A 24,911-nucleotide genomic window follows, 5' to 3' on the forward strand; every position below is an offset into this window, starting at 1 on the left:
CAATCTCTTGGGCGTTCACTTGCGTTCCCCCGAGCGCTGAATGACAGAGGAAGTGTAGCCAAGACCGCAGAAAAGTTATTTCGAGAACAGCACACTAGTGCGTAGTTGGGGGGGGCTCGTCAGAGTGTGCTTGAGTAAGCATCTATCTGTTAAGGCACTGTTAACATTGCGATTTGGTTTGGTGAAGTATCTAAAGAATTTTCATTCATGAATTACGGAACCTTCTGAATTGATTAAAAAAGTTGAATGTGTAAGGTTGGAGGGGCTGGCATGTAGTGGTTGGAGTATTGGATTACTGTGGTGCTGGTTCTTCTTAAAGATCTACAGCGCAGGGCCTATGTAAGTTTAATAAAAATATTTGGCTGAGGGTTGTAAGTTTTTGGAAGTATATGAAATGTTCCAGATTTAGGATAAATAATTTATGCGTAAAACTCAAAAAGCAATAATTGTCGTAGATGCCTACGGCCCTGCTCGAGTTTTTCGCGAATACATTAAGTCTGCGGGTCTAGTGTGTTTTTATATACAAGGCACTTCTAGATCTTTACCTAGATTAAAATTAATGGGCCTAGAAAAATATGATTATTGCATAACGCATGAAGGAGGCCTTAAAGAAACGATAGGAGAAATACTAGGCGCTTGTGAGAGCCTGAGAGTAAAGTTATTAGAGATCATTGCAGGCATAGAGCCTGGGGTGTTATTAGCTGATCAACTAAGTAGCCACTTTGAGTTTCGATACAAACGGTATTGGTAAAAGTGCTGCAAGACGCGACAAATATATTATGGTACTCGTACTTGAAAGCGCAAATATAACTGTACCAAAATACATAAAGTCCAATAAGTCTAGATGACTTGTTGGGATTTTTAGAAGCGGAGCATGGACTCCCTGTCGTATTGAAACCTCTTGACAGTGCCGGCACTAATGGCGTGCATTTTTGCCACACAGTACAAGACGTTGAAAATGCATACGGAGCTATTATCGGTGTCGAAAATAATATAGGAAGTATAAATAGAGAGCTATTAGCACAAAGCTATTTAAACGGCACGGAGTACTTTGTGAATACGGTGAGCCGTGAAGGAAAACATTATGTGGCAGATATATGGCGTGCAGAAAAAGTACCGCTGCCTGGATACGCCAGTGTATACGATAAAAACTTTCTTATTGGCAGCCAATCGATCGAATACAGCGATTTATCCAATTATGTATTTCTAATTCTAGATGCATTAGAAATAAAATATGATGCAGAGCATACTGAAGTTATCATCACCAAAAAAGGCTCTGTCGTTGTAGAGTCAGCTTCTAGAATATCGGGTGCTTTAGAGCCGACATTTAACCATGCTTGTTTGGGCTATGATCAAGCACAAATAACACTTGAAAGCTATATATTGCCTAAAGCTTTTATGGTGAAAATTGGTACCCCGTATCCTTACAAGAAAGCGGCACTGCAGATGTATTTGTCAGCAGGAAAAGGTGGAATAGTAAAAGAATCGAACGTAGAGAATACCTTGAAGCAATGTTCGAACATTATAAATTACAGCTTAAAATTTGATCGGGGCGATGTTATATATAAAACAATTGACTTGAGCAGTTCAATAGGTGTGGCTACATATTGTAGGAAAGACTAAACAGGAACTTATGAATGCCTATGAAGTTATAAAGTCTGGTATCAATAATATGGTCTTGATTTGAGCTGGCCGCTAATAGCTTGCAATTTCGCTCGAGTGTAAGAAGGCATGAGGCCAGTAAAAGCACAAATATAAGATGTAGCATAGGCTATAGAATTAAGTTGTCGGCAAAGTAATTGTAAGGGAGTACGCGGGGTTGTAAGTAAGTGTGGTTAATCACTCTTGAGGGAAAGTACATGTTTGAATTAGAAGAGCTGAAATTTCTACCTCCTAAAGACATACCTAAATTAGCAGGTAGATTTGGAACGCCACTTTTTGTATATGATCAAGAAACTATAAGTAGAAATTACGATTATTTTAAAAGCATACCAAGTGCATATGGTCTGACTGTACGCTACTCAGTGAAAGCCAACCCTAACGCTGCAATATTAAGAGTGTTTGACACACTAGGCGCATCATTTGACGTGAGTTCTGTATGGGAAGCACAACGATGTGTTAATGCTGGCATTCAACCCTCCAAAATTCTCATTACTGCGCAAGAAATTTCCGGCCCATGGGAAAGTCTTTGTAATTCAGGTATGGAATATGATGCAGGATCACTCCAACAACTTATTAAGTACGGTCAATGCTTTCCAAATTCGGAGGTTTCTTTACGGATTAATCCCGGGTTTGGATCTGGATTGGTTCAAAAGTTAACGAGTGGCGGCCCTCATTCAAGCTTTGGATTATGGTTTGAACAACTCGATGAAGCTATAGCAATAGCATCTGAATACGGTCTTATAATTAAGAGAATTCACATTCATATTGGATCAGGGCACGATTCTGAGATATTGGAGAAAACTGTCATACGGGCATTGGGTTTCTGTCAAAAAATCTAATCAGTAACAGTACTGAATCTTGGTGGCGGTTATAAAATAACGGCACTTAATGCAGATAGTAATTACGATCATCATGCCGTTGGGGATCGGATTAAAGGATACTTAGAAAGTTTCTTTCAGGACACCTCAAGAAAAATCAAGCTAGAGGTTGAACCAGGTACAGCGCTAGTCGCGCTTGCTGGGTCGGTGATCGCACGTGTAATCGATATTACTAATACAGGTGAAAAAGGCTATACATTCATTAAGATTGATGCCGGCCTTACTGAAGTTATGCGCCCATCTTATTATGGTGCAACTCACCCGCTCGTTGTAGTTAATGAAGACGGCACAACTCAAAATGATGTGGCTTATGAGCAGATGGTATGTGGGCACTGCTGTATAGCAGGCGATAGCTTGACACCTGAATCTGGTAATACTGAAATGTTTAAATCCATACTGCTCGCCTCGGCTAAAGTTGATGACTTTCTGGTCATTGAACGAACAGGCGGTTACGCTGCGAGTATGAGTGTGAAAAACTTTAACTCTTATCCTGAAGCTGCGGAGGTTTTTCGTAACAGTAACGGTAACTACCATGTGATACGTTCACGTCAGACATTAGATCAAATCGTGCAAAATGAACTGCCGTTGCCAGATAAAACTTAATTTAGTCAATGTGAATTTATTAGAAGTGCACTATTAAACTAAAATAATAAGAGGCTACGTATGCAAAGTCCAGAATTCAAGCTTTCTGACTCTTTATCTGGGGATTTAGAAGGTAGCGCAGATGTACAATTAGCTCCAGTGAAGGGTAATGATATACGCAGAACGTTACCAAGAGAGTACTTTGAGAGAAAACCTGTTTTGTTTTTAAGTAAAAACCTGTTGGCTTTAACTTTGATAGGGTGCGGATGGCTAAGTATAGATTTCGCTCTAAGTGTAAAGCTCACATGGTATTCATTATTGATGGGGGGTGTTGGCTTTATATTGTGCGGACTTATGTATGCTCATCTTATTGAACTGCAGCACGAATGTTTGCATCACCATGCTTTTAAGTCTCCTTTTCTAAATCGTTTACTCGGCGTAACTGCCGGGGCATTTATGTTGAGTTCCCATTCTCATTATCGGTATGACCACCTACGGCATCATGCTTATCTTGGTACAGATCGCAATATGGAGCACTTCAATTACAGATTTAATAATCTAAATTCGATACCTGGTTTCTTGGCAGCATTTTTTGATTTAAACAGGTATAAAAAAGTAGGGTTAATTTTAGTCTGTGCTTTGAATGGCTCAAAAATTGAAGGTATATCCAAAAATTTAGCACAGAGACATATAAAACAAGAATATCTAATCTATGCCGCATTGGTAATATTAAGCATGGCTCTGTCTTTGTGCTTCAACACTTGGTTAATAGCTCTAGCATGGTGGCTGCCCACCTTAATTATTGCTGAGGGTGCTCATTTTATGATTGAAATGCCAGAGCACTATGGACTTAATACCCAAACAGTTCCTGATGTTTTGGAAAATACTAGGACTATAAAAACAAACTGGTTGGCTGCTTGGTTTGTTAATGGAAATCATATTCATGCAGCTCATCACTTTCACCACGGCGTTCCAATGTGTAATTTAAAGTTTGTTCATGAATTGATCAAGCCACAATTACAAATTGTAGAGACCTCATATACTCAATTCTTCCGGGACGTCATTTCAGGACGAATCACCCATAGAGCAGATGCTACGTGTATGCCAAGGTAGAAAATGTAGCCACAGCATGATTAAAGCCCCTTAATCATGCTGTTTGATCTCCATCATTAAGGTCTTTATTACATTAAATATAAAGAGGTATTACATGAAAAAAGTAGGGTTCGTTGGCTGGCGGGGGATGGTAGGCTCAGTGCTTATGGAAAGAATGTTTGAAGAGGACGATTTTCAATACATGGAGCCATATTTTTTTAGTACTTCTAGCATTGGTGGTACAGGACCGAAAATATCAGGAAAAGCACACGAACTTAAAGATGCTTATAATCATCTTGAGTTGGGTGAGATGGATATCATAGTAACGTGTCAAGGAGGTGAGTACACTAAGGCCGTATACCATTCATTGAGAGAAAAAGGGTGGAATGGGTATTGGATTGATGCGGCCTCTGCTTTAAGGATGAATGAAGAGGCCTGTATAATTCTCGACCCAGTAAACCACAGAGAGATTAATTCTTCCATAAAAGAAGGCTGCAAACTTTTTGTTGGCGGTAACTGTTCCATAACTTTAAGTTTGATAGGCTTGGCAGGACTGTTTCAAGCAAATTTGGTTGAGTGGATGAGTCTTATGACATACCAATCAGCATCTGGCGCTGGAGCTGCTAGTGTGCGAGAGCTGATCGAAGAAACACGTTATCTTAGTAATAATTTACCTGAAAATTTAATAAACAATTCTTCAGTTCTTCCTTTAGTTCAAGAAACCACAAAGCTTATCCGTAGTAGTGGAAATCCCACACCTGAATTCGGCGCTCCCTTACTAGGCAGCGTTATTCCATGGATCGATACTGATCTTGGTGATGGCAATAGTAGGGAGGAATGGAAGGGTGAAGTTGAAGCAAACAAGATTTTAGGCCTGCCTGAAGGAACAATAAAAGTTAATGGTATTTGTGTGAGAGTAGGAGTCGTACGGTGCCACAGCGCGGCTATCACAATAAAGTTGAAGCGTGATTTGAGCGATAAAGAATTTTCAGAAATAATTTCTAATTCAAACGAATGGGTTGAGTATGTGGCCAACAGCAAAACCGAAACTGTGCATAAACTGACCCCGGCTGCTATTGCTGGAACGCTAAAGATTGGAGTAGGCCGATTTAAAAAACTCGGATTTAATGATGAATCTATATATTCAGTATTCACTGTAGGGGATCAGCTACTTTGGGGTGCAGCCGAACCCTTGCGCAGAATTCTGAGAATATTGATTGTATAAACATGAGGCTGCAATGAACCGGTCGTCCGGCTTGATGCGTTATAACGATGAATAATTAAATAATAGCGCTCAATAAATATGCGTAAATACATAGGCTGCGTCAATCTACGGGTGGTGCGCAGTAGTTGCGTATTCAATGCTTTTAATCGGAAACATTACTCAAAAAACCAAGTCCTTTTCTTGTGTGTTTGTTAATATTTACATCAGTTACAGTAATTTTATTCATTTGTGACGCAAAAAACTTCCCAGAGCTTTTTGCTTCTGGGAAGTTGAAGCAAGCAAGCAAGCAAGCAAGCAAGCAAGCAAGAAATGATCTGGCGGGTATAAATCTCAGCAACTTTATAAGCTGGGGCTTAATGATTTACCCATTAGCTTATATTGAGCTGGCGATAGTGGTGACTATCATATTGGGCGTAAACCCAATAGCAATAGCAATAGCAATAGCGATAATCATAAGAGTGTTTTTTAAGCAAATCCTCGATAGCTATCTGGTTTATATAAGTTGTGCTGTCCCAGAGCTATTGGCCCTACGCGCCAGTGAAGCCATCGTCTCGCGGACGCGCTGGATCTTATTCAATATGTCTTCCCCTTTCGCACTCCATACATACCGTGTCGGCTGTGCATTTCGCCAAAGGCAAGCCAGGCTGGGTGCGTTCAAGCACCTTAACCTGGCTCTTCTCATCGCAGCAGAGCGACAGCGCTTTATCGGGCGGTTAAGGACAGCCCGATGACGTCCCAAAACTTATCTTCGAAGTTCGGATCATTGGACCGTTTGGAAGTACGTGTCAGGTGCGGTTTTATATCGTTAGCAGCCCATTATCCTCTGGACACTGGCTGGTGAAATGCCTGCGACCGCGCCATGCTTCGGTGACTCCAGCGAGGTTGTCCAATGGGCGGTTTAACCACTTGCTCGATCACGCGGGCCAAAGCATCTGCTGGTAACGAGGAGGGTTGTTATGCAGTCCCTCCAAACCCAGCTCTGAAAAACGCCGACTGAGCACAATGAAAACCCCACCAGCTTGCTATTTCGACGCGCGAACAACCTTGCGCGGCTAATAAAATCACACGCGCTCGACGACCATCACGTTGGTGGATGGTGGCAGATCTGACGCGACGGCTGAGTTCGGCAAATTCTTCTGGGGCGAGGGTAATGTCCTGCGAGTTCACGGGCAATCTTCTAGTGCTGGCTGACTGCACATGTATAGCCAGTCAGGCGGAGATCTTATTGCTGAGACTGCACACTAGCGCCTATCAAGTGAGTTACACTGCGCCGCTTGCACTGATCAAAGATTTTTGAAGGTAAAACATGACGTTCAAGGCGCCGGATAGCCTCGCCGAGCAAATTGCTCATCACCTCGCCGAACGTATTATTCGCGGCGAGCTAAAGCCTGGGGAACGCATTCAAGAGCAGAAAGTGACGCTGGCGCTCAATGTCAGCCGTGGCTCTGTGCGCGAAGCTTTGCTGATTCTGGAACGTCGACATCTGATCGCTATCCTCCCGCGACGTGGCGCTCATGTCACAGAGCTGACGGCACACAAGGTGCAGAGCCTGTGTACGCTGATGAGCGAGATGTACATTTTGCTGGGCAACGCCGTTGCCCAACGCTGGGCAGTGGCGGCCGATTTGGGGCCGTTTTTGCAAATCCAGCAGCGCCTGAGCGCCAGCTATGAGCGTCAGGACATCAGCGCTTTTGTTGAAGACAGCTTCAATGTGATGCGCGCTGCGTACCCGTTTGCGAATAACCCGTACCTGCAAGAAACCGTCGAAAACCTGCACCCGGCCATGAGCCGTGCCTACTACTTGGCACTGGAACAGCGCAAAGCCGAGATGAGCGAGTTTTTGGGGTTGTTTGCGCAACTGCTTGAAGCGGTAATGGCGCGCGACCTGCCACAAGTTCGTGTGGTGCTCAGCCGCTATGCGCAACGCAGTTGTGACCTGGTGTTGTCTGCCTTGACGGTTGCCTAAGCGTGCGGCTCAAGTGCATCAAGCTGGCGGGTTTCAAGTCTTTCGTTGATCCCACAACGGTTAACTTTCCGAGCAACATGGCGGCGGTTGTAGGCCCTAACGGCTGCGGCAAATCGAACATTATCGACGCTGTGCGCTGGGTGATGGGTGAAAGCTCGGCTAAAAACCTGCGCGGCGAGTCGATGACCGATGTCATCTTCAATGGCTCCACTACCCGCAAACCGGTGAGTCAGGCCAGTATTGAACTGGTATTTGATAATTCTGACGGCACTTTGCTGGGCGAGTACGCGGCCTACGCCGAGATTTCGATCCGACGTAAAGTCACCCGCGACAGCCAGACCACGTATTACCTGAACGGCACTAAATGCCGTCGGCGTGACATCACCGATATTTTTCTTGGTACGGGGTTGGGGCCGCGCAGTTACTCGATCATCGAACAAGGCATGATCTCCAAGTTGATCGAGTCCAAGCCTGAAGACCTGCGCAACTTCATTGAAGAAGCGGCGGGCATCTCCAAGTACAAGGAGCGTCGTCGCGAGACCGAAAGTCGAATTCGTCGAACGCACGAAAACCTTGCACGTTTGACCGACCTGCGTGAAGAGCTGGGTCGCCAGCTTGAGCGCTTGCATCGACAGGCTCAGGCGGCCGAAAAGTATCAGGAATACAAAGCTGAAGAGCGTCAACTCAAAGCCCAGTTGTCGGCCTTGCGTTGGCAAGCGCTAAACGAACAAGTGGGCCAGCGCGAAGCGATCATTGGCAATCAGGAAGTCAGCTTTGAGGCATTGGTTGCCGAGCAGCGTAACGCCGATGCCAGCATCGAACGCTTGCGTGATGGGCACCATGATCTGTCAGAGCGCTTCAATTTGGTGCAAGGGCGCTTCTATTCGGTGGGCGGTGACATTGCCCGCGTTGAGCAAAGCATTCAGCACGGCCAACAGCGTTTGCGTCAGTTGCAAGATGACTTGCGCGAAGCCGAGCGCTCGCGCCTTGAAACCGAATCGCATTTGGGCCACGACCGTACAATGCTCGCCACGCTCGGCGAAGAGTTGGCGATGCTTGAGCCTGAGCAAGAGATCACCAGTGCGGCCGCCGAAGAAGCGGCCGCTGCGCTGGAAGAGTCTGAAGTCACCATGCACGCATGGCAGGAGCAGTGGGACAACTTCAACCTGCGCTCAGCAGAGCCGCAGCGCCAGTCCGAGGTTTTGCAGGCGCGCATCCAGCAACTTGAAACCAGCATGGAGCGCGTGGCTGAGCGTCAGCGCCGCTTGGCTGAAGAGCGCGCTTTACTGGCGGCTGACCCCGAAGATGCCGCCATTCTTGAGCTGAGCGAACAACTAGCCACCAGTGAACTGGCCCAAGAAGAGTTGCATGCCAGCGAAGAGCAATTGGTTGAACGGCTAGAGCAGCTTCGCCATGATTTGCAGCAGGCGACTCAGGGCCAGCAACAGGCTCAGGGTGAACTGCAAAGGCTCAACGGGCGTTTAGCTTCACTCGAAGCGTTGCAGCAAGCAGCGCTTGATCCGGGCGCCGGTGCTGCGCAATGGTTGCGCGAGCAGCAGTTGGCCGAGCGTCCGCGATTGGCCGAGGGCTTGCGGGTTGAGGCTGGCTGGGAACTGGCCGTTGAAACGGTGCTGGGTGCTGACTTGCAGGCGGTACTGGTTGATGATTTTGCTCAACTGAGTTTGTCGGACTTTGCACAGGGCGATTTGCGCCTGTTCAGTGCTGGCTCGCAAGGCAATCGCAGCGCAGGCAGTTTGCTGGACAAGGTTGACGCCGATTTTGACCTTTCGCCTTGGTTGGGGCAGGTCAAGCCAGTAGAAAGTCTTGAGCAAGCGCTGGCTTTACGCGGGCAGTTGGCCGATGGTCAAAGCTTGATCAGTCGTGATGGTTACTGGGTAGGGCGCAACTTTTTGCGGGTGCGCCGCGCCAGTGAAGCTGAAAGCGGTGTCTTGGCCCGTGCTCAGGAAATTCAACGATTGGGGCTTGAACGCGATGAGCGTGAGGCCACGCTGGCAACGCTTGAGGAGCAGTTGCAACACTTGCGCGAGCAGCAATTGGTTCAGGAAGACGCGCGCGAGCAGGTGCGTCGTCGCTTGCAAGATGAAGCCCGCCAGCAAGGTGACATCAACGCCAAGTTGTCTGCCAGCAAAGCCAAGGTTGAGCAGTTAACGTTGCGCCGTCGCCGTTTGGACGAAGAGTTGGCTGAGCTGGGCGAGCAGCGTGCGGTTGAGCATGAGCAGGTAGGTGAGGCGCGCCTGCAATTGCAGGATGCGCTGGATGCAATGGCCACCGATACCGAGCAGCGCGAACTGTTGTTGGCGCAGCGTGACAGCCTGCGCGAGCGTCTTGATCGGGTGCGTCAGGAGGCGCGACAGCACAAGGATCATGCTCATCAGTTGGCTGTACGCCTGGGCTCGCTAAAAGCGCAGTACGATTCGACGCGCCAAGCGCTTGAGCGCCTGGAGTTACAGTCCGAACGGCTGGCTGAAAAGCGCGAGCAACTCACGCTTAACCTAGAAGAGGGTGAGGCACCCCTTGAAGAGCTACGTCTCAAACTTGAAGAGTTGCTCGACAAGCGTTTGAGCGTGGACGAAGAGCTTAAAGTTGCGCAGTTAGCGCTTGAAGATGCTGACCGTGAACTGCGTGATGCAGAAAAGCGCCGTAATCAGGCTGAGCAACAATCGCAACTAATCCGCGGCCAGTTAGAGCAGCAGCGTATGGAATGGCAAGCGCTGACCGTTCGGCGCACGGCGCTACATGATCAATTACTGGCAGACGGCTATGACTTGCACGGGGTGCTCGCCACCTTGAGCAATGAAGTCAATGAGCAGCAAGCGCAAGAGGAATTAGAACGCATTGCTGCGCGAATTCAGCGATTGGGCGCGATTAACTTGGCGGCCATTGATGAATATCAGCAGCAATCGGAGCGTAAGCGTTATCTGGATGCTCAAGATGCCGATTTGGTTGAAGCACTTGATACCCTCGAAAACGTTATTCGCAAAATTGATAAAGAAACCCGTAGTCGCTTCAAAGACACCTTTGATCAGATAAATGGTGGATTACAGGCGCTTTTTCCAAAAGTTTTCGGTGGTGGCAGCGCTTATTTGGAACTGACGGGCGAAGATCTACTCGATACAGGGGTAACGATCATGGCGCGGCCGCCGGGCAAGAAGAACAGCACGATTCATTTGCTGTCTGGCGGGGAAAAAGCGTTGACGGCATTGGCATTGGTTTTTGCCATTTTTAAACTCAACCCTGCACCGTTTTGTATGCTCGATGAAGTGGATGCGCCACTTGATGATGCCAACGTGGGGCGTTATGCCCGGTTGGTAAAAGAGATGTCGCAGACGGTGCAATTTATCTACATCACGCACAACAAGATCGCCATGGAAATGGCTGATCAATTGATGGGCGTAACCATGCACGAGCCGGGCTGCTCCCGTTTGGTGGCAGTTGATGTTGAGGAGGCAATGGCAATGGTCGACGCTTGAGCTATAAGCAAGTAAGGCCAGAATTTTCTTGTTTAAGGAAATTTCCAAGGATTAAAACTGATTTGGCGTACAGGCAAATGGCTATATCGATCTAGCTCAATGCGACAGACGGTGTAAAGTTATCTTTGGTCGTGCTAATTTAACGTCTAATTTTTTTGTACGTGGGCAAAACGCCATTCAGAACATAGAGTTGGCGCCACGTTTTAAAGGGCTTTAGGCTCTTCTTTTATAGAATCATTTTTTAGGGGCACGGGATTACATGGAAATCGGTCTGCGCGAGTGGCTGATCGTCATCGGCATAGTGGTCATCGCCGGTATTCTTTTTGATGGCTGGCGCCGCATGCGTGGCGGCAAGGGCAAGCTCAAGTTTCGGCTTGATCGCAGCTTTTCCAATGTCCCGGATGAGGACACCAGCGCTGAGCTGTTGGGCCCGCCACGGGTTCTGGATACGCCCACGCATAAAGAGCCTCAGTTGGACGAACATGACTTGCCTTCCGTGAGCATGACTGCCCGCGACAAAGGCTCCAAGCGCAGCAAGCGTGGTAGCGAGCCGAGCCAAGGCGACCTGAACCTCAATCTTGATCTGGATGATGACGGCCCGAGCATCAGCGCGCGCGATGATGATTTCCCTGCTGAAACCAAGTCACGCACCCGCTCCAGCCCAAGCGTGTCGACGGCTGTAGAAGCAAAAGAGCCTGTTCAGGCTGCAGAGGAAGTGCTGGTGATCAGTGTCATCAGTCGTGATCCTGCTGGTTTCAAAGGCCCGGCCTTGCTACAGAACATTCTGGAAAGCGGTTTGCGTTTTGGTGAGATGGACATTTTCCATCGCCACGAAAGCATGGCTGGCAATGGCGAGGTTCTGTTCTCTATGGCTAACGCCGTCAAGCCGGGCGTATTTGATCTGGACGATATTGATTTGTTCAGCACGCCAGCGGTGAGTTTCTTCTTGGGTTTGCCTGGCCCACGTCACCCCAAGCAAGCGTTTGATGTAATGGTGGCGGCTGCCCGCAAACTGTCCCAAGAACTCAATGGTGAGCTCAAGGACGATCAGCGCAGTGTTTTGACGGCTCAGACTATTGAGCACTATCGTCAGCGTATCGTTGAATTTGAGCGCCGCGCCCTGACTCAGAAACGCTGAAATATGTAGGAGTCGGCTTGCCGGCTTCTGCCTTGATAGCAGATGATTTAACGCACTGAGCAGCCACGGCTGCTCTTTTGCTTTGTGAGAGAACGCCCCCGATGACCGCCGCTAATACCCGAATTCTAGAGCTGCGTGCTGAACTGGATCAGCATAACTACCGTTACCACGTGCTTGACGAGCCGAGCATTCCTGACGCCGAGTACGATCGTCTGTTTCGTGAACTCAAGGCGCTCGAAGCTGAGCACCCGGAGCTGGTGACGGCTGACTCACCGACTCAGCGTGTCGGCAGTGCTGCATTGGCGGCGTTTACGCAAGTGCGTCACGAAGTGCCCATGCTGAGCCTGGGCAACGCCTTTGATGAAACAGACATGCGTGAGTTTGATCGCCGTGTCAGCGAAGGTCTCGATTTACCGGCGGGCGATCTGTTTGGTGGCGGTGCCGAAGTGGAATACAGCTGCGAGCCCAAGCTCGATGGGCTCGCCGTTAGTTTGCTGTATCAGAATGGTGTATTGGTGCGCGGTGCCACTCGGGGTGATGGCACTACGGGCGAAGACATTAGTGTCAACGTACGGACGGTGCGTAACATTCCGCTCAAGTTGCATGGCAGTGGCTGGCCGCAGGTGTTAGAGGTGCGCGGCGAAGTGTTCATGTCCAAGGCCGGCTTTGAACGTCTCAACGAGACGCAGCTGGCCGCCGGTGCCAAGCCGTTTGCTAATCCGCGCAACGCCGCTGCAGGCAGTTTGCGTCAGCTGGATTCGAAAATCACAGCGAGTCGCCCGCTGGAATTTTGCTGCTACGGGTTAGGGCAGGTCTCTGAAGAGTTTTCACACACGCACATCGGCAACCTCAAGCAGTTGCAGGAATGGGGTATGCCCATTAGCCATGAGTTGAAGCTGGCAAAGGGCATTGCTGAATGTCTGGAGTACTACCGTGATATCGGCGAGCGCCGAGCCTCATTGCCTTATGAAATCGATGGTGTTGTGTTCAAGGTCAACAGCTTGGCTTCGCAGCGCGAGTTGGGCTTTAGGGCGCGCGAGCCGCGTTGGGCAATTGCACATAAATTCCCGGCCATGGAAGAGCTGACCGAGCTGCTGGATGTGGAGTTCCAGGTCGGTCGCACGGGGGCGGTTACGCCAGTGGCACGGCTCAAGCCGGTCAAGGTGGCTGGGGTTACGGTCTCGAATGCAACCTTGCACAACATGGACGAAGTGGCGCGCTTGGGGCTGATGATTGGCGACACGGTGATTATCCGCCGTGCGGGTGATGTAATTCCGCAAGTGGTGCAAGTGGTGCTGGAGCGTCGTCCTGAGCATGCTCGCGCCGTGCATATTCCTGAGAGTTGCCCGGTATGCGGTTCGCACGTTGAACGTACGCAGTTGATCAAGCGCAGCAAAGGCCGCGAAACAGTCAGCGAAGGCGCTGTCTATCGGTGTGTCGGGCGCTTGGCCTGTGGTGCTCAGCTTAAGCAGGCCATCATTCACTTTGTGTCGCGCCGGGCGATGGATATTGAAGGGTTGGGTGAAAAATCGGTCGAGCAGTTGGTGGATGAGGGCCTGGTTCGCTCGCCTGCTGATCTGTACACCCTCACCTTTGAACAGATTGTGGATCTGGAAGGGTTTGCTGAGCTGTCGAGCAAAAATCTGTTGGCTGCTATTGCTGACAGCAAACGCCCCGGGCTTGCGCGGTTCATTTATGCTTTGGGCATTCCAGATGTAGGCGAAGAGACGGCCAAGGTGCTGGCGCGCTCGTTGGCCTCGTTGGAGCGCGTGCAGCGCGCATTGCCGCAAGTGTTGACCTATTTGCCGGATGTAGGGCTTGAAGTCGCTCACGAGATCCATAGCTTTTTCAACGATGCACATAATCAGCAAGTGATCTCCCAATTGCTGGCGCGTGGCCTTGAGTTGCAGGATCAAGGTGAGTTAAGTGCTGAGTTTGCGGCCAGCGCAACCTTGGGTGGCTTGATCGATAAACTGCATATTCCGTTCGTTGGACCAGGCGGTGCGCAAAAGTTGGCCGAAAAATTTGGCTCCCTGCAGGCAGTGATCGAGGCGGATTGGCTTGATATGCGCCAAGCGCTGCCTGAAAAGCAAGCCAAGGCTGTGCGTGAGTTTTTCGACAATCCTGACAATGCTCAGACGGCATTGGCAATCGAAGCGCAGTTGCGAGACTTCGGCATGCACTGGCAAAGCGAGAAAAAGGTCGTCGAAGGTTTGCCGCTGGCAGGGCAGACGTGGGTGTTGACGGGCTCGTTGGAATTGATGAGCCGCGATATCGCCAAAGACAAGCTCGAAGGCCTTGGCGCTAAAGTCTCGGGCTCGGTTTCGGGCAAGACCCATTGTGTCGTCGCCGGGCCGGGAGCGGGATCAAAGTTGGTCAAGGCCAATGAGTTGGGGCTTAAGGTGTTGGATGAAGAGGCGTTTGTGGCGTTCTTGAACGAGCAGGGCGTTGCCGCAGGCTGAGGCCGTGCCCGCTGTCTCATCTGATCGGGCACGTTTTGCGAAGGCTGCGCCATCATGCGCAGCCTTCGGCTATTGCGGTACGCGTCGAGCTGTTTTTCGGGCTGCATGACCCATGATTGGGTTTAGATCCAAGTGCTTGAGCCTATTCATTTTTTTATTCTTGCAGCAGCGGTTGTAACTTTTCGTCAGACAGGTACAATGGCGCCGTTCGCTGCTAGGCGGATGTTGTTATGGTGACCCTATCGGTCCCTCCGCAACGATTACCCGTGAACCTGGTCAGATCCGGAAGGAAGCAGCCACAGCGGGAACATTGTGTGCCGGGGTGTGGCTGGTGGGGTTGCCTCCATTTCAAAGCCCTCAAATGAGCAGGGTTTTGGGTCAAAACAAAAATTCTTAAATTTTGAATCGAAGCGCAGTCAGCGCGTTCGTGGCGTCTATTTATCTCCGCTTTCTCAATAGCGCTCTAGGCTCTGTTGCGATTTATTGTGCGCGCCATAAAAAATCAACTATTAATTGAATTGATTAAAGTAAGGCGGTGCGGAATTACCCAGGCCTTTTTTATGCACGCTAATTGGCCGTTATGGAATGCTCCATACCGGCGGTTTAGTATGTGGGTGCCACTTATAGGTGTCGTATTAAGGGCTGATGTAAGTGCTTAGTTATTTTTTATGGGTGTGTTGACTTAGTGAATACCAGTTAAAAGTTAATAGAGTTATTACTTTAAAAGGTTAAGTATGGAATGTATTTAAGACGATTCTTAAAAACACAGTTTTTTCTGTCTGCATGACGCTATGTGTCGCGGGCTCTCTAGCCCGGGGCTTTTGCGGGTTTGGTTAATGAGAAGTGTTTCTGCAAGGTGCTGAACATCGTTTAAGTGAGGTAGGCAGTCATGCGTGAATGTTCTGGCGAGAGTTGACATCTGACTGTGGGTGCGTGGTTTCTTGCAAAATAGAATTTAGCTCGTAAAATAACGTCACTCTTTAAGTGTCTTCTAACCGTTGCTGGTTGCCGGCCAATGGATAACATCGCCTGTCCGATTATTAAAATCTCATATTTAATCATTGTGTGAGCAGTTTTATGGGTGATTTGTTTTTTATCTCAGTGCGCAAAGGTGGGCTGATCTCAGATGGAATTTAACCGTGCGTATTAATCTTCCGGTGACCGGTGTTGAACAAACTTTTCCGGAGCATCAGCGGCTGATATCGGCCACCGATACTCATAGTCACATCACGTACTGCAATGCTGATTTCGCTGCCATGAGCGGTTTTACTCAGAGTGAGCTGATTGGCAGCACGCACAACCTTGTGCGCCACCCGGATATGCCCGCGGCTGTGTTCGAGCTTATGTGGCGCTATCTCAAAGCCGGGCACAGCTGGATGGGGGTTGTGAAGAACCGCTGTAAGAACGGTAATTTCTATTGGGTCAGTGCTTACGTAACCCCGATTCTTGAAGCCAATCGCGTGGTGGGCTACGAGTCGGTACGCGTCAAACCGACTCGCGAGCAGGTTGCACGCGCTGAGGCGCTTTATGCGCGTCTGCGTGATGGCAAGTCTGGCGCGTCGACGTTAACTCAGGCGACGCAGTTTCTGAGTGTGTTGGCGCTGCCGGTGGCGGCAGCAGCCGTGTCAATCGCCAGTGCTTACTGGTTACCTGGCTGGATGGCACAGAGTGTTACGGCGGCTTTGTTTGTGGGGGTGGGCGTTTGGGGGCATAGCCGTGTGGGGCGGCAGATCAAGCGCGTGGTTAAAGGTGTTCCAGACTCATTCTCTGATTCAGTGAGTGCGATGGTTTACAGCGACACTCAGGGGCCGGTCGCACAATTGCAGATGATTTTAATCAGCGAGGAGGCGCGCCTTAAAACCGCGCTCACCCGCCTGCTGGATCTGGCCAATCAGATGGCCGAGGCGGCGGCTGATTCCAGTCAGTTGTCCAGCGACACCGAAAAGGCGTTGCTCCAACAACGGGCAGAAACCGACATGACTGCCGCTGCCATGACCGAAATGGCAGCGTCTATCACAGAGGTGGCGGCGCATGTGCAGCAAACGGCTGTCGAGGCCAATACGGCCAATCAACTGGCTGAGCAGGGCAGTCAGGTGGCAGGCACCACCCGTGATGCAATCCAGTTGTTGGCCAATACAGTCAGTCAGATTAATAACGCTGTGGGTAATCTGGCGGGTCAAACCCAAGCCATCATGGCGGCTGCTGAGATGATTCGTGCCATTGCGGATCAAACTAACTTGCTGGCGTTAAATGCTGCCATCGAAGCAGCTCGCGCCGGTGAGCAAGGTCGTGGATTTGCAGTGGTGGCAGACGAAGTGCGCGCGCTGGCTGGCAAGACCCGCGAATCAACAGGGCAAATTCAGGGCATCATCGAAAGCCTGCAAGCGGGCGCTAACGATGCTGTTCAAATTGCCAGTTTGGGCATTGAAGAAGCTGAGCAGGGCGTTCGTCAGGTGCTGGAGGCGCAGAACGCTTTGCAAGGCATTCGCGAGGCCGTGGAGCGCATCACCGACATGAGCCAACAAATGGCTGCGGCTTCCCAAGAGCAGACCTACGTAGCGGAAGATGTGTCACGACAAATCAACAATGTGGCGCAAACCGTGCAAAACACTGCACAAAATGCCAATGCAGCGGTCATTCGAGGCGCTGAGCTGGAGCGAATATCGACTGGGCTACGGGCGTTGGTGGCGCGTTTTAATCGGTAGGTTGCGCTGCGAAATCGGCGGGTGAGGTGTGCCGCAAAATAATCTGTTCGATTTCGCCACTGTTTTTCATCTGGGCCAGAGCCCCAAGGATTTTTTGAATCGGTAGCTTGGGGTCGTTTCTAATCAGGCAGCCCAAGGTCTGTTCTTGCAGCACCGCCACAGCCTGCAGCTGTTGCTCGGGCTTGAGGTGCTGATTGAACCAGTCAAGCGTCCACTGATTACTCACGGCGTAGTCAAAGCGCCCAGCCCTGAGCATTTGCAGCACTTGCTCTTGGCTTCGCGCATCGTCTCGCTGCAATTGGCCTGCATCGAATAGCGGCTGCAACGATGGGTAAATGTAGTTGAGCACGGTGCCAATGGGCTGATGGGTCAAAGTGTGTGGATTGACCGGACGCATCATTTTGCGCTGGCTAACCAGAACATCGCGTTGCTCAATAAACGGCAAGCTCCAAATGTAATCCCCAGCCGTGTCTGCTACCCAGGACTGGGCAACAAAGCACCTGACGTCCACTTCGCCATGCAGCAGTGCATTTTGTAAGCGCGCCCGGGCAAGTACATGGAACTCGGCAGGCTGCCCAACATGTCGGGCAAGGCTCAGCATCATGTCGAACATGATCCCCTGAGTCGGTTGGTCGTTCTCGATCTGCACCATAGGCATGGCCCAACTGTCAGCAATCGAGAAGCGCAAAGGTTCGGGCCGTGCCTGGCAGTGCAGCGCCACTAGCATCAAAGCGCACGCAATTAAGCGCATAAAGTCTCCAGCAAGGTGCCTGAGAGAGTTAAATAGCTTGCCAGAGAGCAGCATAGTCAGATTAGGCGAGTACATCGGATGCAATTTTTGCCTTGCTCCGATAGCATTAGCGCCTTCCGCTTTTTAGACGCGACGGTTATCAATGAGTTATCAGGTTCTTGCACGTAAATGGCGTCCGCGCTCGTTCCGCGAAATGGTCGGCCAGACCCATGTGCTCAAGGCTCTGATCAATGCTCTGGACAGTCAGCGCCTGCACCACGCCTACCTGTTCACCGGTACTCGGGGTGTCGGCAAGACCACCATTGCGCGGATCATCGCCAAATGCCTGAACTGTGAAACAGGTATCACCTCGACCCCCTGCGGGACGTGTTCGGTGTGTCGTGAAATTGACGAGGGGCGCTTTGTCGACCTCATCGAAATCGACGCCGCCAGCCGCACAAAGGTTGAAGACACGCGTGAGCTGCTCGATAACGTGCAGTACGCGCCGAGCCGCGGGCGCTTCAAGGTCTACCTGATCGACGAAGTGCACATGCTCTCCAGTCACTCCTTTAATGCGTTGCTCAAAACCCTTGAAGAGCCGCCGCCTTACGTCAAATTCATTTTGGCGACGACAGACCCGCAAAAATTGCCTGCCACGATTCTGTCTCGTTGCTTGCAGTTCTCGCTGAAAAACATGACCCCTGAGCGGGTAGTCGAGCACTTGACCCACGTGTTGAGTGTTGAAAACGTGCCGTTTGAAGACGATGCACTGTGGCTGCTGGGACGTGCGGCAGATGGCTCAATGCGCGACGCGATGAGCCTGACAGACCAAGCCATTGCGTTCGGAGAAGGCAAAGTGTTGGCCGCCGATGTGCGGGCGATGCTCGGTACGCTTGATCACGGGCAAGTATTTGACCTGCTACAGGCTTTGATTCAGGGCGATGCGCGGGCGCTGCTTGAGGCTGTGCGCCATCTGGCCGAACAAGGCCCTGACTGGAATGGCGTGCTCTCCGAGATTCTGAACGTGTTGCATCGCGTTGCGATTGCTCAGGCGTTGCCTGAGGGTGTCGATAACGGACACGGCGATCGTGATCGGGTGTTGGCGTTGGCGCAGGCGTTGCCTGCCGAAGATGTGCAGTTTTATTACCAGATGGGCCTGATTGGGCGACGTGACCTGCCGCTGGCGCCCGACCCGCGAGGGGGCTTTGAAATGGTGCTGCTGCGGATGCTGGCCTTCCGCCCGGCAGACAGCGCTGACGCGCCGAATCAGCCGCTAAAGCCAGTGGGGATCAGCCAAGCCACAGTTGATTGCGCCCAAACTTTGGCGGTAACAACCTCGGTCGCACCCGCACCCGCACCCGCACCCGCACCCGCACCGGTGACTGTGGCGACTCCTGCGCCGACACCTGAGCCAGTGATTGAGGTCGCCCCGCAACCTGCGCCGGTTGAGGCTCCCGCGCCTGTTGCTGCGCCAGTGGTCGATTTGCCCTGGAACGAACCTTCAGTCCCGGTGATGGAGGACGAAGCGGTGCCAGAAGTGGTACTGGACACGGTTGGCGAGCAACCTGAGTTGCCACCGATGCCATTGCCGACCCCTGACAGTGTCGTGCCTGATGCGCCAGAGTGGGTGGCTGCGCCAGTGCCCGAGCCTACGTCGGAGCAGGTGGACGCTGCGCTGTCAGGCATGGATCGCGATGACGAGCCACCGCTGGACGAAGACTACATCGAGCCCGATATGGATTCGGCGGCTTATAGCTACCTTGATGAGTTGGCCAGCGAGCATGCGGCTGATCCGGCGCCAGAACCCGAGCCGTTGCCTGCGGCCATGCCGGCTACCGGACTGGCCCTTGAATGGCTGAACATGTTCCCCCAATTACCCGTTTCGGGCATGACCGCGAGCATTGGCGCTAACTGCACCCTGATTGCGGTTGAGGGTGATAATTGGTTGCTGCACCTTGATCCGGCTCACAGCGCACTGTTCAACGCGACGCAGCAGCGCCGATTGAACGACGCACTGAACCAGTATCATCAGCGCACGCTCAAAGTGACCATTGAGCTGATCAAGCCTGAGCAGGAAACTCCGGCCCAAGCCGCTTCGCGTTTGCGTGCAGAGCGCCAGCGCCGGGCAGAGGAGTCGATACACGCGGATCCGCTCATTCAGCAAATGGTTCAGCAGTTCGGCGCGGCAGTGCGTGACGATACGATTGAGCCTGTTGATGCTATCGAGGCGCAGGCTTCATAGCGTCAGCACAATAAATTACAGCCCAAGGCTTTTATGTGCCTTGGGTCTTTTGTCCAAATAACGTTTGAGGTGATTCCCATGATGAAAGGTGGCATGGCCGGCCTGATGAAGCAGGCGCAGCAGATGCAAGAAAAAATGGCCAAAATGCAGGAAGAACTGGCCAATGCTGAAGTCACGGGCAAGGCCGGTGGCGATATGGTTAGTGTTGTGATGACCGGTCGTCACGACGTTAAGCGCGTCAGCATCGACCCAAGCCTGCTTGAAGGCGTCAGCGAAGACGACCGCGAGGTGCTTGAAGATCTGTTCGCCGCTGCTGTTAACGATGCAGTGCGCAAGATCGAAGCCAACAGCCAGGACAAAATGTCTGGCGTGACGGCGGGCATGCAATTGCCGCCGGGCATGAAGCTGCCGTTCTAAGGCGCACCCAAATGCCAGGCCAAGCGCCTGGCATTTTTTTGTGTGTGGAGCGGGCGCTGCCTATTTAACACATCAATTTGACGCTGCCCCATGTCGCGGGTATAAACCGGCTCTCGTTGTCTTGTCGGACCTTTCCTTATGAGCTTTAGCCCCCTTATTCGCCAATTGATTGATGCCTTGCGTACTTTGCCGGGTGTGGGTCAAAAGACAGCACAGCGCATGGCTTTGCAATTGCTGGAGCGTGATCGCAGTGGCGGCTCGCGTTTGGCCTTGGCCTTGAGTCAGGCGATGGAGGGTGTGGGGCATTGTCGTTTGTGCAGAACCTTGACCGAGGACGACTTGTGCCCGCAGTGCGCAGATGTGCGCCGCGATGACACGCTGCTCTGTGTGGTTGAAGGGCCGATGGATGTGTATGCCGTTGAGCAAACGGGCTATCGCGGGCGGTACTTTGTGCTCAAAGGGCATCTATCGCCGCTTGATGGCTTGGGCCCGGAGGCGATAGGCATCCCGCAACTGATGTCTCGCATTGATGAGCAGTCCACGTTCAGTGAAGTGATTTTAGCCACCAACCCAACAGTCGAAGGTGAGGCCACGGCGCATTACATTGCGCAGTTGCTGAGCAGCAAAGGCTTGATTGCCTCGCGTATTGCCCACGGCGTGCCGCTGGGCGGTGAGTTGGAGCTGGTGGACGGCGGCACGTTGGCTCACTCGTTTGCAGGCCGTAAACCCATCGCGTTGTAATGGCTCAGCCCGGCCGTAGATCAAAAGATCGCAGCCTGCGGCGGCTTTCACGGGGTCGACTGGCGAAGTACGCAGCTTCCCAGAGCGTGTTTTTCGTTGGAGCTGCCGAAGGCTGCGATCTTTCAATGGCCAACCAGAGCCCAAAAATCGCAGCCTCCAGCTCGTGCGCGGTTTTGATTATTCAGTCAGCGAAAACTCAGTTAGGCAGAACGTCGGTATGCCAAGGGCGTTCAGGCGTTTTGAACCGCTCAGCTCAGGCAGGTCAATAATGGCCGCCGCTTCAAAGACTTGTGCGCCCATGCGTCGTACCAAATTGGCGGCAGCGATCAATGTACCGCCCGTGGCGATCAAGTCATCGACAATCAGCAGTGAATCCCCTTCACACAAGCTGTCTGCGTGAACCTCCAAAAATGCTTCGCCATATTCGGTTTGATAGCCTTCAGCTAGCACGTCTGCAGGCAGTTTGCCTTGCTTGCGGAACAGGATTAGCGGCTTGTTGAGTTGATGGGCCAAAACTGAACCGATCAAAAAACCGCGAGCATCCATCGCGCCGATATGACTGAAATCAGCTTCAACGTAACGTTCGATAAAGCGATCAGCGATCACTCGCATGGCGCGGGGGGATTGGTAGAGCGGGGTGATATCACGAAAGATAACGCCGGGCTTGGGGAAATCAAGCACCGGGCGAATCAAGGATTTGAGGCAGAAGTCGTCGAAGACCATTATCAGGGTGTCCTGGCGTGCGTTAAGCCCGCCAGTATAGTCCGCAAACAGCCTTGTTATGCCTCCGCCGAGCCACCTGCCAGTGCGCACAGCTTGATGGGGTCAAGAATATGCACTTCTTTGCCTTCGGCAGTGATCAGTTGATTTTCTTGCAGGCGGGTAAAGACGCGAGACACGGTTTCGACCGCCAGGCCCAGATAGTTACCGATTTCATTGCGTGACATGCTCAGGCGGAACTGATTGGCTGAGAAGCCACGAGCCCGGAAGCGTGCAGACAAGTTGACCAGAAAGGTCGCGATGCGTTCGTCGGCTGTCTTTTTCGACAGCAGCAACATCATTTGCTGATCGTCGCGGATTTCTCGACTCATGATGCGCATCAACTGGCGACGCAACTGCGGCAGTTGAACCGAGAGTTCGTCCAATCGCTCGAAGGGAATTTCGCATACTGGCGTGGTTTCGAGTGCTTGAGCAGACACCGGGTAGGTTTCGGTGTCCATCCCGGACAAGCCGACCAGTTCGCTTGGCAGGTGAAAACCTGTGATTTGCTCTTCACCGCTGTCACTCAGACTGAAGGTTTTGAGTGCGCCGGAGCGTACGGCATAAACCGAGCCGAAGGTGTCGCCCTGACGAAACAGGAACTCGCCTTTTTTCAGTGGACGACCGCGCTTAACGATTTCCTCTAACGCATCCATGTCTTCCAGATTCAACGAAAGTGGCAAACAGAGAGGGGCCAAGCTGCAATCCTTGCAGTGAGCCTGGTTATGAGCGCGCAGTTTTACTGGCTCGGACATTTCTTTAATCCTTGTGGGAAAACACACATAAGGTGCAAGGGTAACCCAGTGAAGGAATCGAGACCAGCGCGCCTTCTCGCTGCGTATATCTCAAGATTTGTACGATTTGGCCGATAAATTTGTCATCGCTTAACAACGGGAGCAGGGAAGATGTCGTCGATGGGTGGAATTACCCTCAGTCAAAGTGGCATGTTGCCACTCTATGATCGTGTCAAGGTGGATCAGGATACCTCCGCTACCGATAAAGCACCCAAGCTTGAGGTGGACGCTGCTGCGCCTGCCGAGGGCGTCAAAGTGACTATTTCGGGGGCGGCCCTGAAAACGGCTAATGCCCAGAAGAGCCAGAACAACGATATAGAAGACAGCGGCCTGTCAGATCAGGTCCAGAAAATTCTCAAGATGATCCGTGAGATCAAAAAACAAATTCAGGAAAAGCAAGAGCAGTTGCAGCAGGTAATGGCCAATCGCAACTTGAGCCCAGAACAATCCAAGGCTCAGGTCGCGGCGCTGCAATCGGCCATTGCCGGGTTGAATGCCGCCTTGATGGCGGCAACAGCGAGCTTGAACGAAGCGATGAAAGACTCAAGCTCCGAAGACGCCATCAAGGCTTCGTCCTTGGCGGCTAAATAACCCGCGAAAACCGCTGGCGGTTTTGCTGGTCAAGGTAGGCATCGAACACCATGCACACCGAGCGCACCAGTAATCGCCCAGCGGGCAGAACAGTCAGTTGGTCATTGTTCAGTGCTATCAGGCCGTCGGCTGCCATCTTCTCCAGTGCTGGCCACTGGGGCGCAAAATACCCTCTGAAGTCGATATTGAACGCTTGCTCAATCTGGGCAAATGGCAGGTGCAGGTTGCAGATGATCTGCTGAATCACTTCGCGCCGAATACGATCGTCCTGATTGCACAGCAGGCCACGGCTGGTGGCGAGCTGAGCGCTGGCCAAGGTGTTTTGGTATTGCGCCAGATCGCTATTGTTTTGGCAGTACAGGTCGCCAATCTGGCTGATCGCAGATACGCCGAGCCCAACCAAATCGCAGTGGCCGTGGGTGGTGTAACCCTGAAAGTTGCGTTGTAAGGTCGATTCTTCTTGCGCGATTGCCAGCTCATCGTCCGGCAGTGCGAAGTGATCCATGCCGATGTAACGGTAGCCGGCAGCAGTGAGCTGTTCGATGGTGCGCTCAAGCATTTGCAGTTTGTCGGCAGGCGAAGGCAGTTCGCTGACGTTGATGCGCCGTTGGGGCATGAAACGCTCAGGCAAGTGCGCGTAATTGAAGACCGACAAGCGATCCGGTTGCAGGCTGATGACTTCCTCAATGGTGCGAGCAAAGGCCTCGGGCGTTTGTTTAGGCAGGCCGTAGATCAAGTCAATATTGATTGATCGAAACTGCAGCGTGCGCGCGGCATCAATCACGGCGCGTGTTTCTTCCAGGCTTTGCAGGCGGTTCACCGCTCGCTGCACCTCGGGATCGAGGTCTTGCAGGCCAATGCTGACGCGATTGAAGCCCAGCTCACGTAAAAGGCCCATGGTCGACCAGTCGGCCTCGCGGGGGTCGATTTCTATGCCGTAGTCGCCAGAGTCGTCGTCCAACAAGTTGAAGTGCTGGCGTAAATGACCCATGAGTTGGCGTAACTCATCGTGGCTGAGAAAGGTTGGTGTGCCGCCACCAAAGTGCAATTGCTCGACCTTTTGTTTGGGGTCGAGGTGGCAGGCGATCAGTTGGATTTCTTGCTCAAGTCGCTGCAAGTAGGGTTGCGCGCGACCTCGGTCCTTGGTGACGACCTTGTTGCAGGCGCAGTAGTAACAAATGTTGGCGCAGAACGGCACGTGCACATACAGCGAAAGAGGGCGTAGCGCCTTGCGGCTTTCGCGTAGCGCGTGCAATAGGTCGAATGGGCTGACTTGGCTATTGAACTGCATCGCTGTGGGATACGAGGTATAGCGCGGTCCGGCCAAGTCGTAACGGCGAATTAAATCTGAGTCCCAACGAATGGCGTCGAGCATGCGGGCATTCCCCTGGGATGGCTGGCAATGCGCCGAAGTCTAGAGGCTGCGGTTTTGTTAC

19 protein-coding genes, 1 other RNA gene and 1 pseudogene are annotated in these 24,911 nt (G+C 51.7%); 16 read left to right on the forward strand and 5 right to left on the reverse strand.

The features are described 5' to 3' along the window. The first annotated feature begins 421 nt into the window (after window positions 1–421). The 6 genes from ACZRJQ_RS19025 to asd all read left to right on the forward strand — a co-directional run bounded on the left by ACZRJQ_RS19025 (window position 422) and on the right by asd (window position 5,439). A complete protein-coding gene (locus ACZRJQ_RS19025; RefSeq protein ID WP_463979875.1) occupies window positions 422–751 on the forward strand; it encodes a hypothetical protein in 330 nt (109 codons plus the stop codon). 101 nt (window positions 752–852) lie between these two features. After that, complete coding sequence (locus tag ACZRJQ_RS19030; protein ID WP_463979876.1) at window positions 853–1,623, forward strand: ATP-grasp domain-containing protein; 771 nt, start codon at window positions 853–855, stop codon at window positions 1,621–1,623. A 236-nt stretch (window positions 1,624–1,859) separates the two neighbouring features. Continuing rightward, window positions 1,860–2,501, forward strand: coding sequence for a type III PLP-dependent enzyme domain-containing protein (locus ACZRJQ_RS19035; protein WP_463979877.1), 642 nt, complete (start codon window positions 1,860–1,862; stop codon window positions 2,499–2,501). A 186-nt stretch (window positions 2,502–2,687) separates the two neighbouring features. Next, window positions 2,688–3,143 (forward strand): hypothetical protein, encoded by a 456-nt coding sequence (locus ACZRJQ_RS19040; RefSeq protein WP_463979878.1) that lies wholly within the window; start codon window positions 2,688–2,690, stop codon window positions 3,141–3,143. Window positions 3,144–3,203: 60 nt separating this feature from the next. After that, window positions 3,204–4,235 carry a fatty acid desaturase family protein gene (locus ACZRJQ_RS19045; RefSeq protein WP_463979879.1) on the forward strand — a complete coding sequence of 344 codons (1,032 nt, stop codon included), beginning with the start codon at window positions 3,204–3,206 and terminating at the stop codon, window positions 4,233–4,235. 94 nt (window positions 4,236–4,329) lie between these two features. Continuing rightward, window positions 4,330–5,439, forward strand: coding sequence for an aspartate-semialdehyde dehydrogenase (gene asd, locus ACZRJQ_RS19050; RefSeq protein WP_463979880.1), 1,110 nt, complete (start codon window positions 4,330–4,332; stop codon window positions 5,437–5,439). Window positions 5,440–6,068: 629 nt separating this feature from the next. Here the strand turns inward: asd and ACZRJQ_RS19055 are convergent. Beyond that, a pseudogene (locus tag ACZRJQ_RS19055) lies at window positions 6,069–6,606 on the reverse strand (transposase); the annotation flags it as partial. A gap of 139 nt (window positions 6,607–6,745) precedes the next feature. Between ACZRJQ_RS19055 and ACZRJQ_RS19060 the strand changes: the two are divergent. The 6 genes from ACZRJQ_RS19060 to ACZRJQ_RS19085 all read left to right on the forward strand — a co-directional run bounded on the left by ACZRJQ_RS19060 (window position 6,746) and on the right by ACZRJQ_RS19085 (window position 17,201). Then, window positions 6,746–7,405, forward strand: a complete 660-nt coding sequence (locus ACZRJQ_RS19060) for a GntR family transcriptional regulator (RefSeq protein WP_463979881.1) — start codon at window positions 6,746–6,748, stop codon at window positions 7,403–7,405. A gap of 2 nt (window positions 7,406–7,407) precedes the next feature. Beyond that, complete coding sequence (gene smc / locus ACZRJQ_RS19065; protein WP_463979882.1) at window positions 7,408–10,896, forward strand: chromosome segregation protein SMC; 3,489 nt, start codon at window positions 7,408–7,410, stop codon at window positions 10,894–10,896. Window positions 10,897–11,155: 259 nt separating this feature from the next. Next, a complete protein-coding gene (gene zipA / locus ACZRJQ_RS19070; protein ID WP_463979883.1) occupies window positions 11,156–12,034 on the forward strand; it encodes a cell division protein ZipA in 879 nt (292 codons plus the stop codon). Window positions 12,035–12,135: 101 nt separating this feature from the next. After that, window positions 12,136–14,496 carry an NAD-dependent DNA ligase LigA gene (ligA, locus tag ACZRJQ_RS19075; protein ID WP_463979884.1) on the forward strand — a complete coding sequence of 787 codons (2,361 nt, stop codon included), beginning with the start codon at window positions 12,136–12,138 and terminating at the stop codon, window positions 14,494–14,496. Window positions 14,497–14,736: 240 nt separating this feature from the next. Continuing rightward, window positions 14,737–14,833, forward strand: an RNA gene (gene ffs / locus ACZRJQ_RS19080) — signal recognition particle sRNA small type. 802 nt (window positions 14,834–15,635) lie between these two features. Continuing rightward, window positions 15,636–17,201 carry a methyl-accepting chemotaxis protein gene (locus ACZRJQ_RS19085; RefSeq protein WP_463979885.1) on the forward strand — a complete coding sequence of 522 codons (1,566 nt, stop codon included), beginning with the start codon at window positions 15,636–15,638 and terminating at the stop codon, window positions 17,199–17,201. On the opposite strand, the gene ACZRJQ_RS19090 is transcribed toward ACZRJQ_RS19085, so the two are convergent. Further along, on the reverse strand, window positions 17,191–17,952 hold the full coding sequence (locus ACZRJQ_RS19090) for a substrate-binding periplasmic protein (RefSeq protein ID WP_463979886.1): 762 nt from the start codon (window positions 17,950–17,952) through the stop codon (window positions 17,191–17,193). The two genes, ACZRJQ_RS19085 and ACZRJQ_RS19090, sit on opposite strands and share 11 nt — an antisense overlap. 142 nt (window positions 17,953–18,094) lie before the next feature. On the opposite strand from ACZRJQ_RS19090, the gene dnaX reads away from it, so the two are divergent. The 3 genes from dnaX (at window position 18,095) to recR (ending at window position 21,331) form a co-directional block, all read left to right on the forward strand. After that, a complete protein-coding gene (dnaX, locus tag ACZRJQ_RS19095; RefSeq protein ID WP_463979887.1) occupies window positions 18,095–20,173 on the forward strand; it encodes a DNA polymerase III subunit gamma/tau in 2,079 nt (692 codons plus the stop codon). Window positions 20,174–20,251: 78 nt separating this feature from the next. Then, complete coding sequence (locus ACZRJQ_RS19100; protein WP_463979888.1) at window positions 20,252–20,590, forward strand: YbaB/EbfC family nucleoid-associated protein; 339 nt, start codon at window positions 20,252–20,254, stop codon at window positions 20,588–20,590. A gap of 138 nt (window positions 20,591–20,728) precedes the next feature. Further along, window positions 20,729–21,331 carry a recombination mediator RecR gene (gene recR, locus ACZRJQ_RS19105; protein WP_463979889.1) on the forward strand — a complete coding sequence of 201 codons (603 nt, stop codon included), beginning with the start codon at window positions 20,729–20,731 and terminating at the stop codon, window positions 21,329–21,331. A 177-nt stretch (window positions 21,332–21,508) separates the two neighbouring features. On the opposite strand, the gene ACZRJQ_RS19110 is transcribed toward recR, so the two are convergent. Continuing rightward, a complete protein-coding gene (locus ACZRJQ_RS19110) occupies window positions 21,509–22,054 on the reverse strand; it encodes an adenine phosphoribosyltransferase (RefSeq protein ID WP_463979890.1) in 546 nt (181 codons plus the stop codon). A 56-nt stretch (window positions 22,055–22,110) separates the two neighbouring features. Beyond that, window positions 22,111–22,845, reverse strand: a complete 735-nt coding sequence (gene fnr / locus ACZRJQ_RS19115) for a fumarate/nitrate reduction transcriptional regulator Fnr (RefSeq protein ID WP_463979891.1) — start codon at window positions 22,843–22,845, stop codon at window positions 22,111–22,113. Between the two features lie 159 nt (window positions 22,846–23,004). Between fnr and ACZRJQ_RS19120 the strand changes: the two genes are divergently transcribed. Further along, window positions 23,005–23,475, forward strand: a complete 471-nt coding sequence (locus tag ACZRJQ_RS19120) for a hypothetical protein (RefSeq protein WP_463979892.1) — start codon at window positions 23,005–23,007, stop codon at window positions 23,473–23,475. Here ACZRJQ_RS19120 and hemN read toward each other — a convergent pair. Next, window positions 23,468–24,850, reverse strand: coding sequence for an oxygen-independent coproporphyrinogen III oxidase (gene hemN, locus ACZRJQ_RS19125; protein WP_463979893.1), 1,383 nt, complete (start codon window positions 24,848–24,850; stop codon window positions 23,468–23,470). The genes ACZRJQ_RS19120 and hemN overlap by 8 nt on opposite strands. Between the last annotated feature and the right edge of the window lie 61 nt (window positions 24,851–24,911).

This window comes from Pseudomonas sp. E315 (assembly GCF_055406205.1).

Excerpts from the sequence above, each read along its gene's own strand:
- ligA (WP_463979884.1), top strand. The coding sequence starts at position 12,136 with ATGACCGCCGCTAATACCCGAATTCTAGAGCTGCGTGCTGAACTGGAT.
- ACZRJQ_RS19060 (WP_463979881.1), top strand. The coding sequence starts at position 6,746 with ATGACGTTCAAGGCGCCGGATAGCCTCGCCGAGCAAATTGCTCATCAC.
- ACZRJQ_RS19025 (WP_463979875.1), top strand. The coding sequence starts at position 422 with ATGCGTAAAACTCAAAAAGCAATAATTGTCGTAGATGCCTACGGCCCT.
- ACZRJQ_RS19090 (WP_463979886.1), bottom strand. The coding sequence starts at position 17,952 with ATGCGCTTAATTGCGTGCGCTTTGATGCTAGTGGCGCTGCACTGCCAG.
- ACZRJQ_RS19110 (WP_463979890.1), bottom strand. The coding sequence starts at position 22,054 with ATGGTCTTCGACGACTTCTGCCTCAAATCCTTGATTCGCCCGGTGCTT.
- ACZRJQ_RS19045 (WP_463979879.1), top strand. The coding sequence starts at position 3,204 with ATGCAAAGTCCAGAATTCAAGCTTTCTGACTCTTTATCTGGGGATTTA.
- ACZRJQ_RS19035 (WP_463979877.1), top strand. The coding sequence starts at position 1,860 with ATGTTTGAATTAGAAGAGCTGAAATTTCTACCTCCTAAAGACATACCT.
- asd (WP_463979880.1), top strand. The coding sequence starts at position 4,330 with ATGAAAAAAGTAGGGTTCGTTGGCTGGCGGGGGATGGTAGGCTCAGTG.
- hemN (WP_463979893.1), bottom strand. The coding sequence starts at position 24,850 with ATGCTCGACGCCATTCGTTGGGACTCAGATTTAATTCGCCGTTACGAC.
- zipA (WP_463979883.1), top strand. The coding sequence starts at position 11,156 with ATGGAAATCGGTCTGCGCGAGTGGCTGATCGTCATCGGCATAGTGGTC.
- ACZRJQ_RS19120 (WP_463979892.1), top strand. The coding sequence starts at position 23,005 with ATGGGTGGAATTACCCTCAGTCAAAGTGGCATGTTGCCACTCTATGAT.
- ACZRJQ_RS19100 (WP_463979888.1), top strand. The coding sequence starts at position 20,252 with ATGATGAAAGGTGGCATGGCCGGCCTGATGAAGCAGGCGCAGCAGATG.
- dnaX (WP_463979887.1), top strand. The coding sequence starts at position 18,095 with ATGAGTTATCAGGTTCTTGCACGTAAATGGCGTCCGCGCTCGTTCCGC.
- recR (WP_463979889.1), top strand. The coding sequence starts at position 20,729 with ATGAGCTTTAGCCCCCTTATTCGCCAATTGATTGATGCCTTGCGTACT.
- fnr (WP_463979891.1), bottom strand. The coding sequence starts at position 22,845 with ATGTCCGAGCCAGTAAAACTGCGCGCTCATAACCAGGCTCACTGCAAG.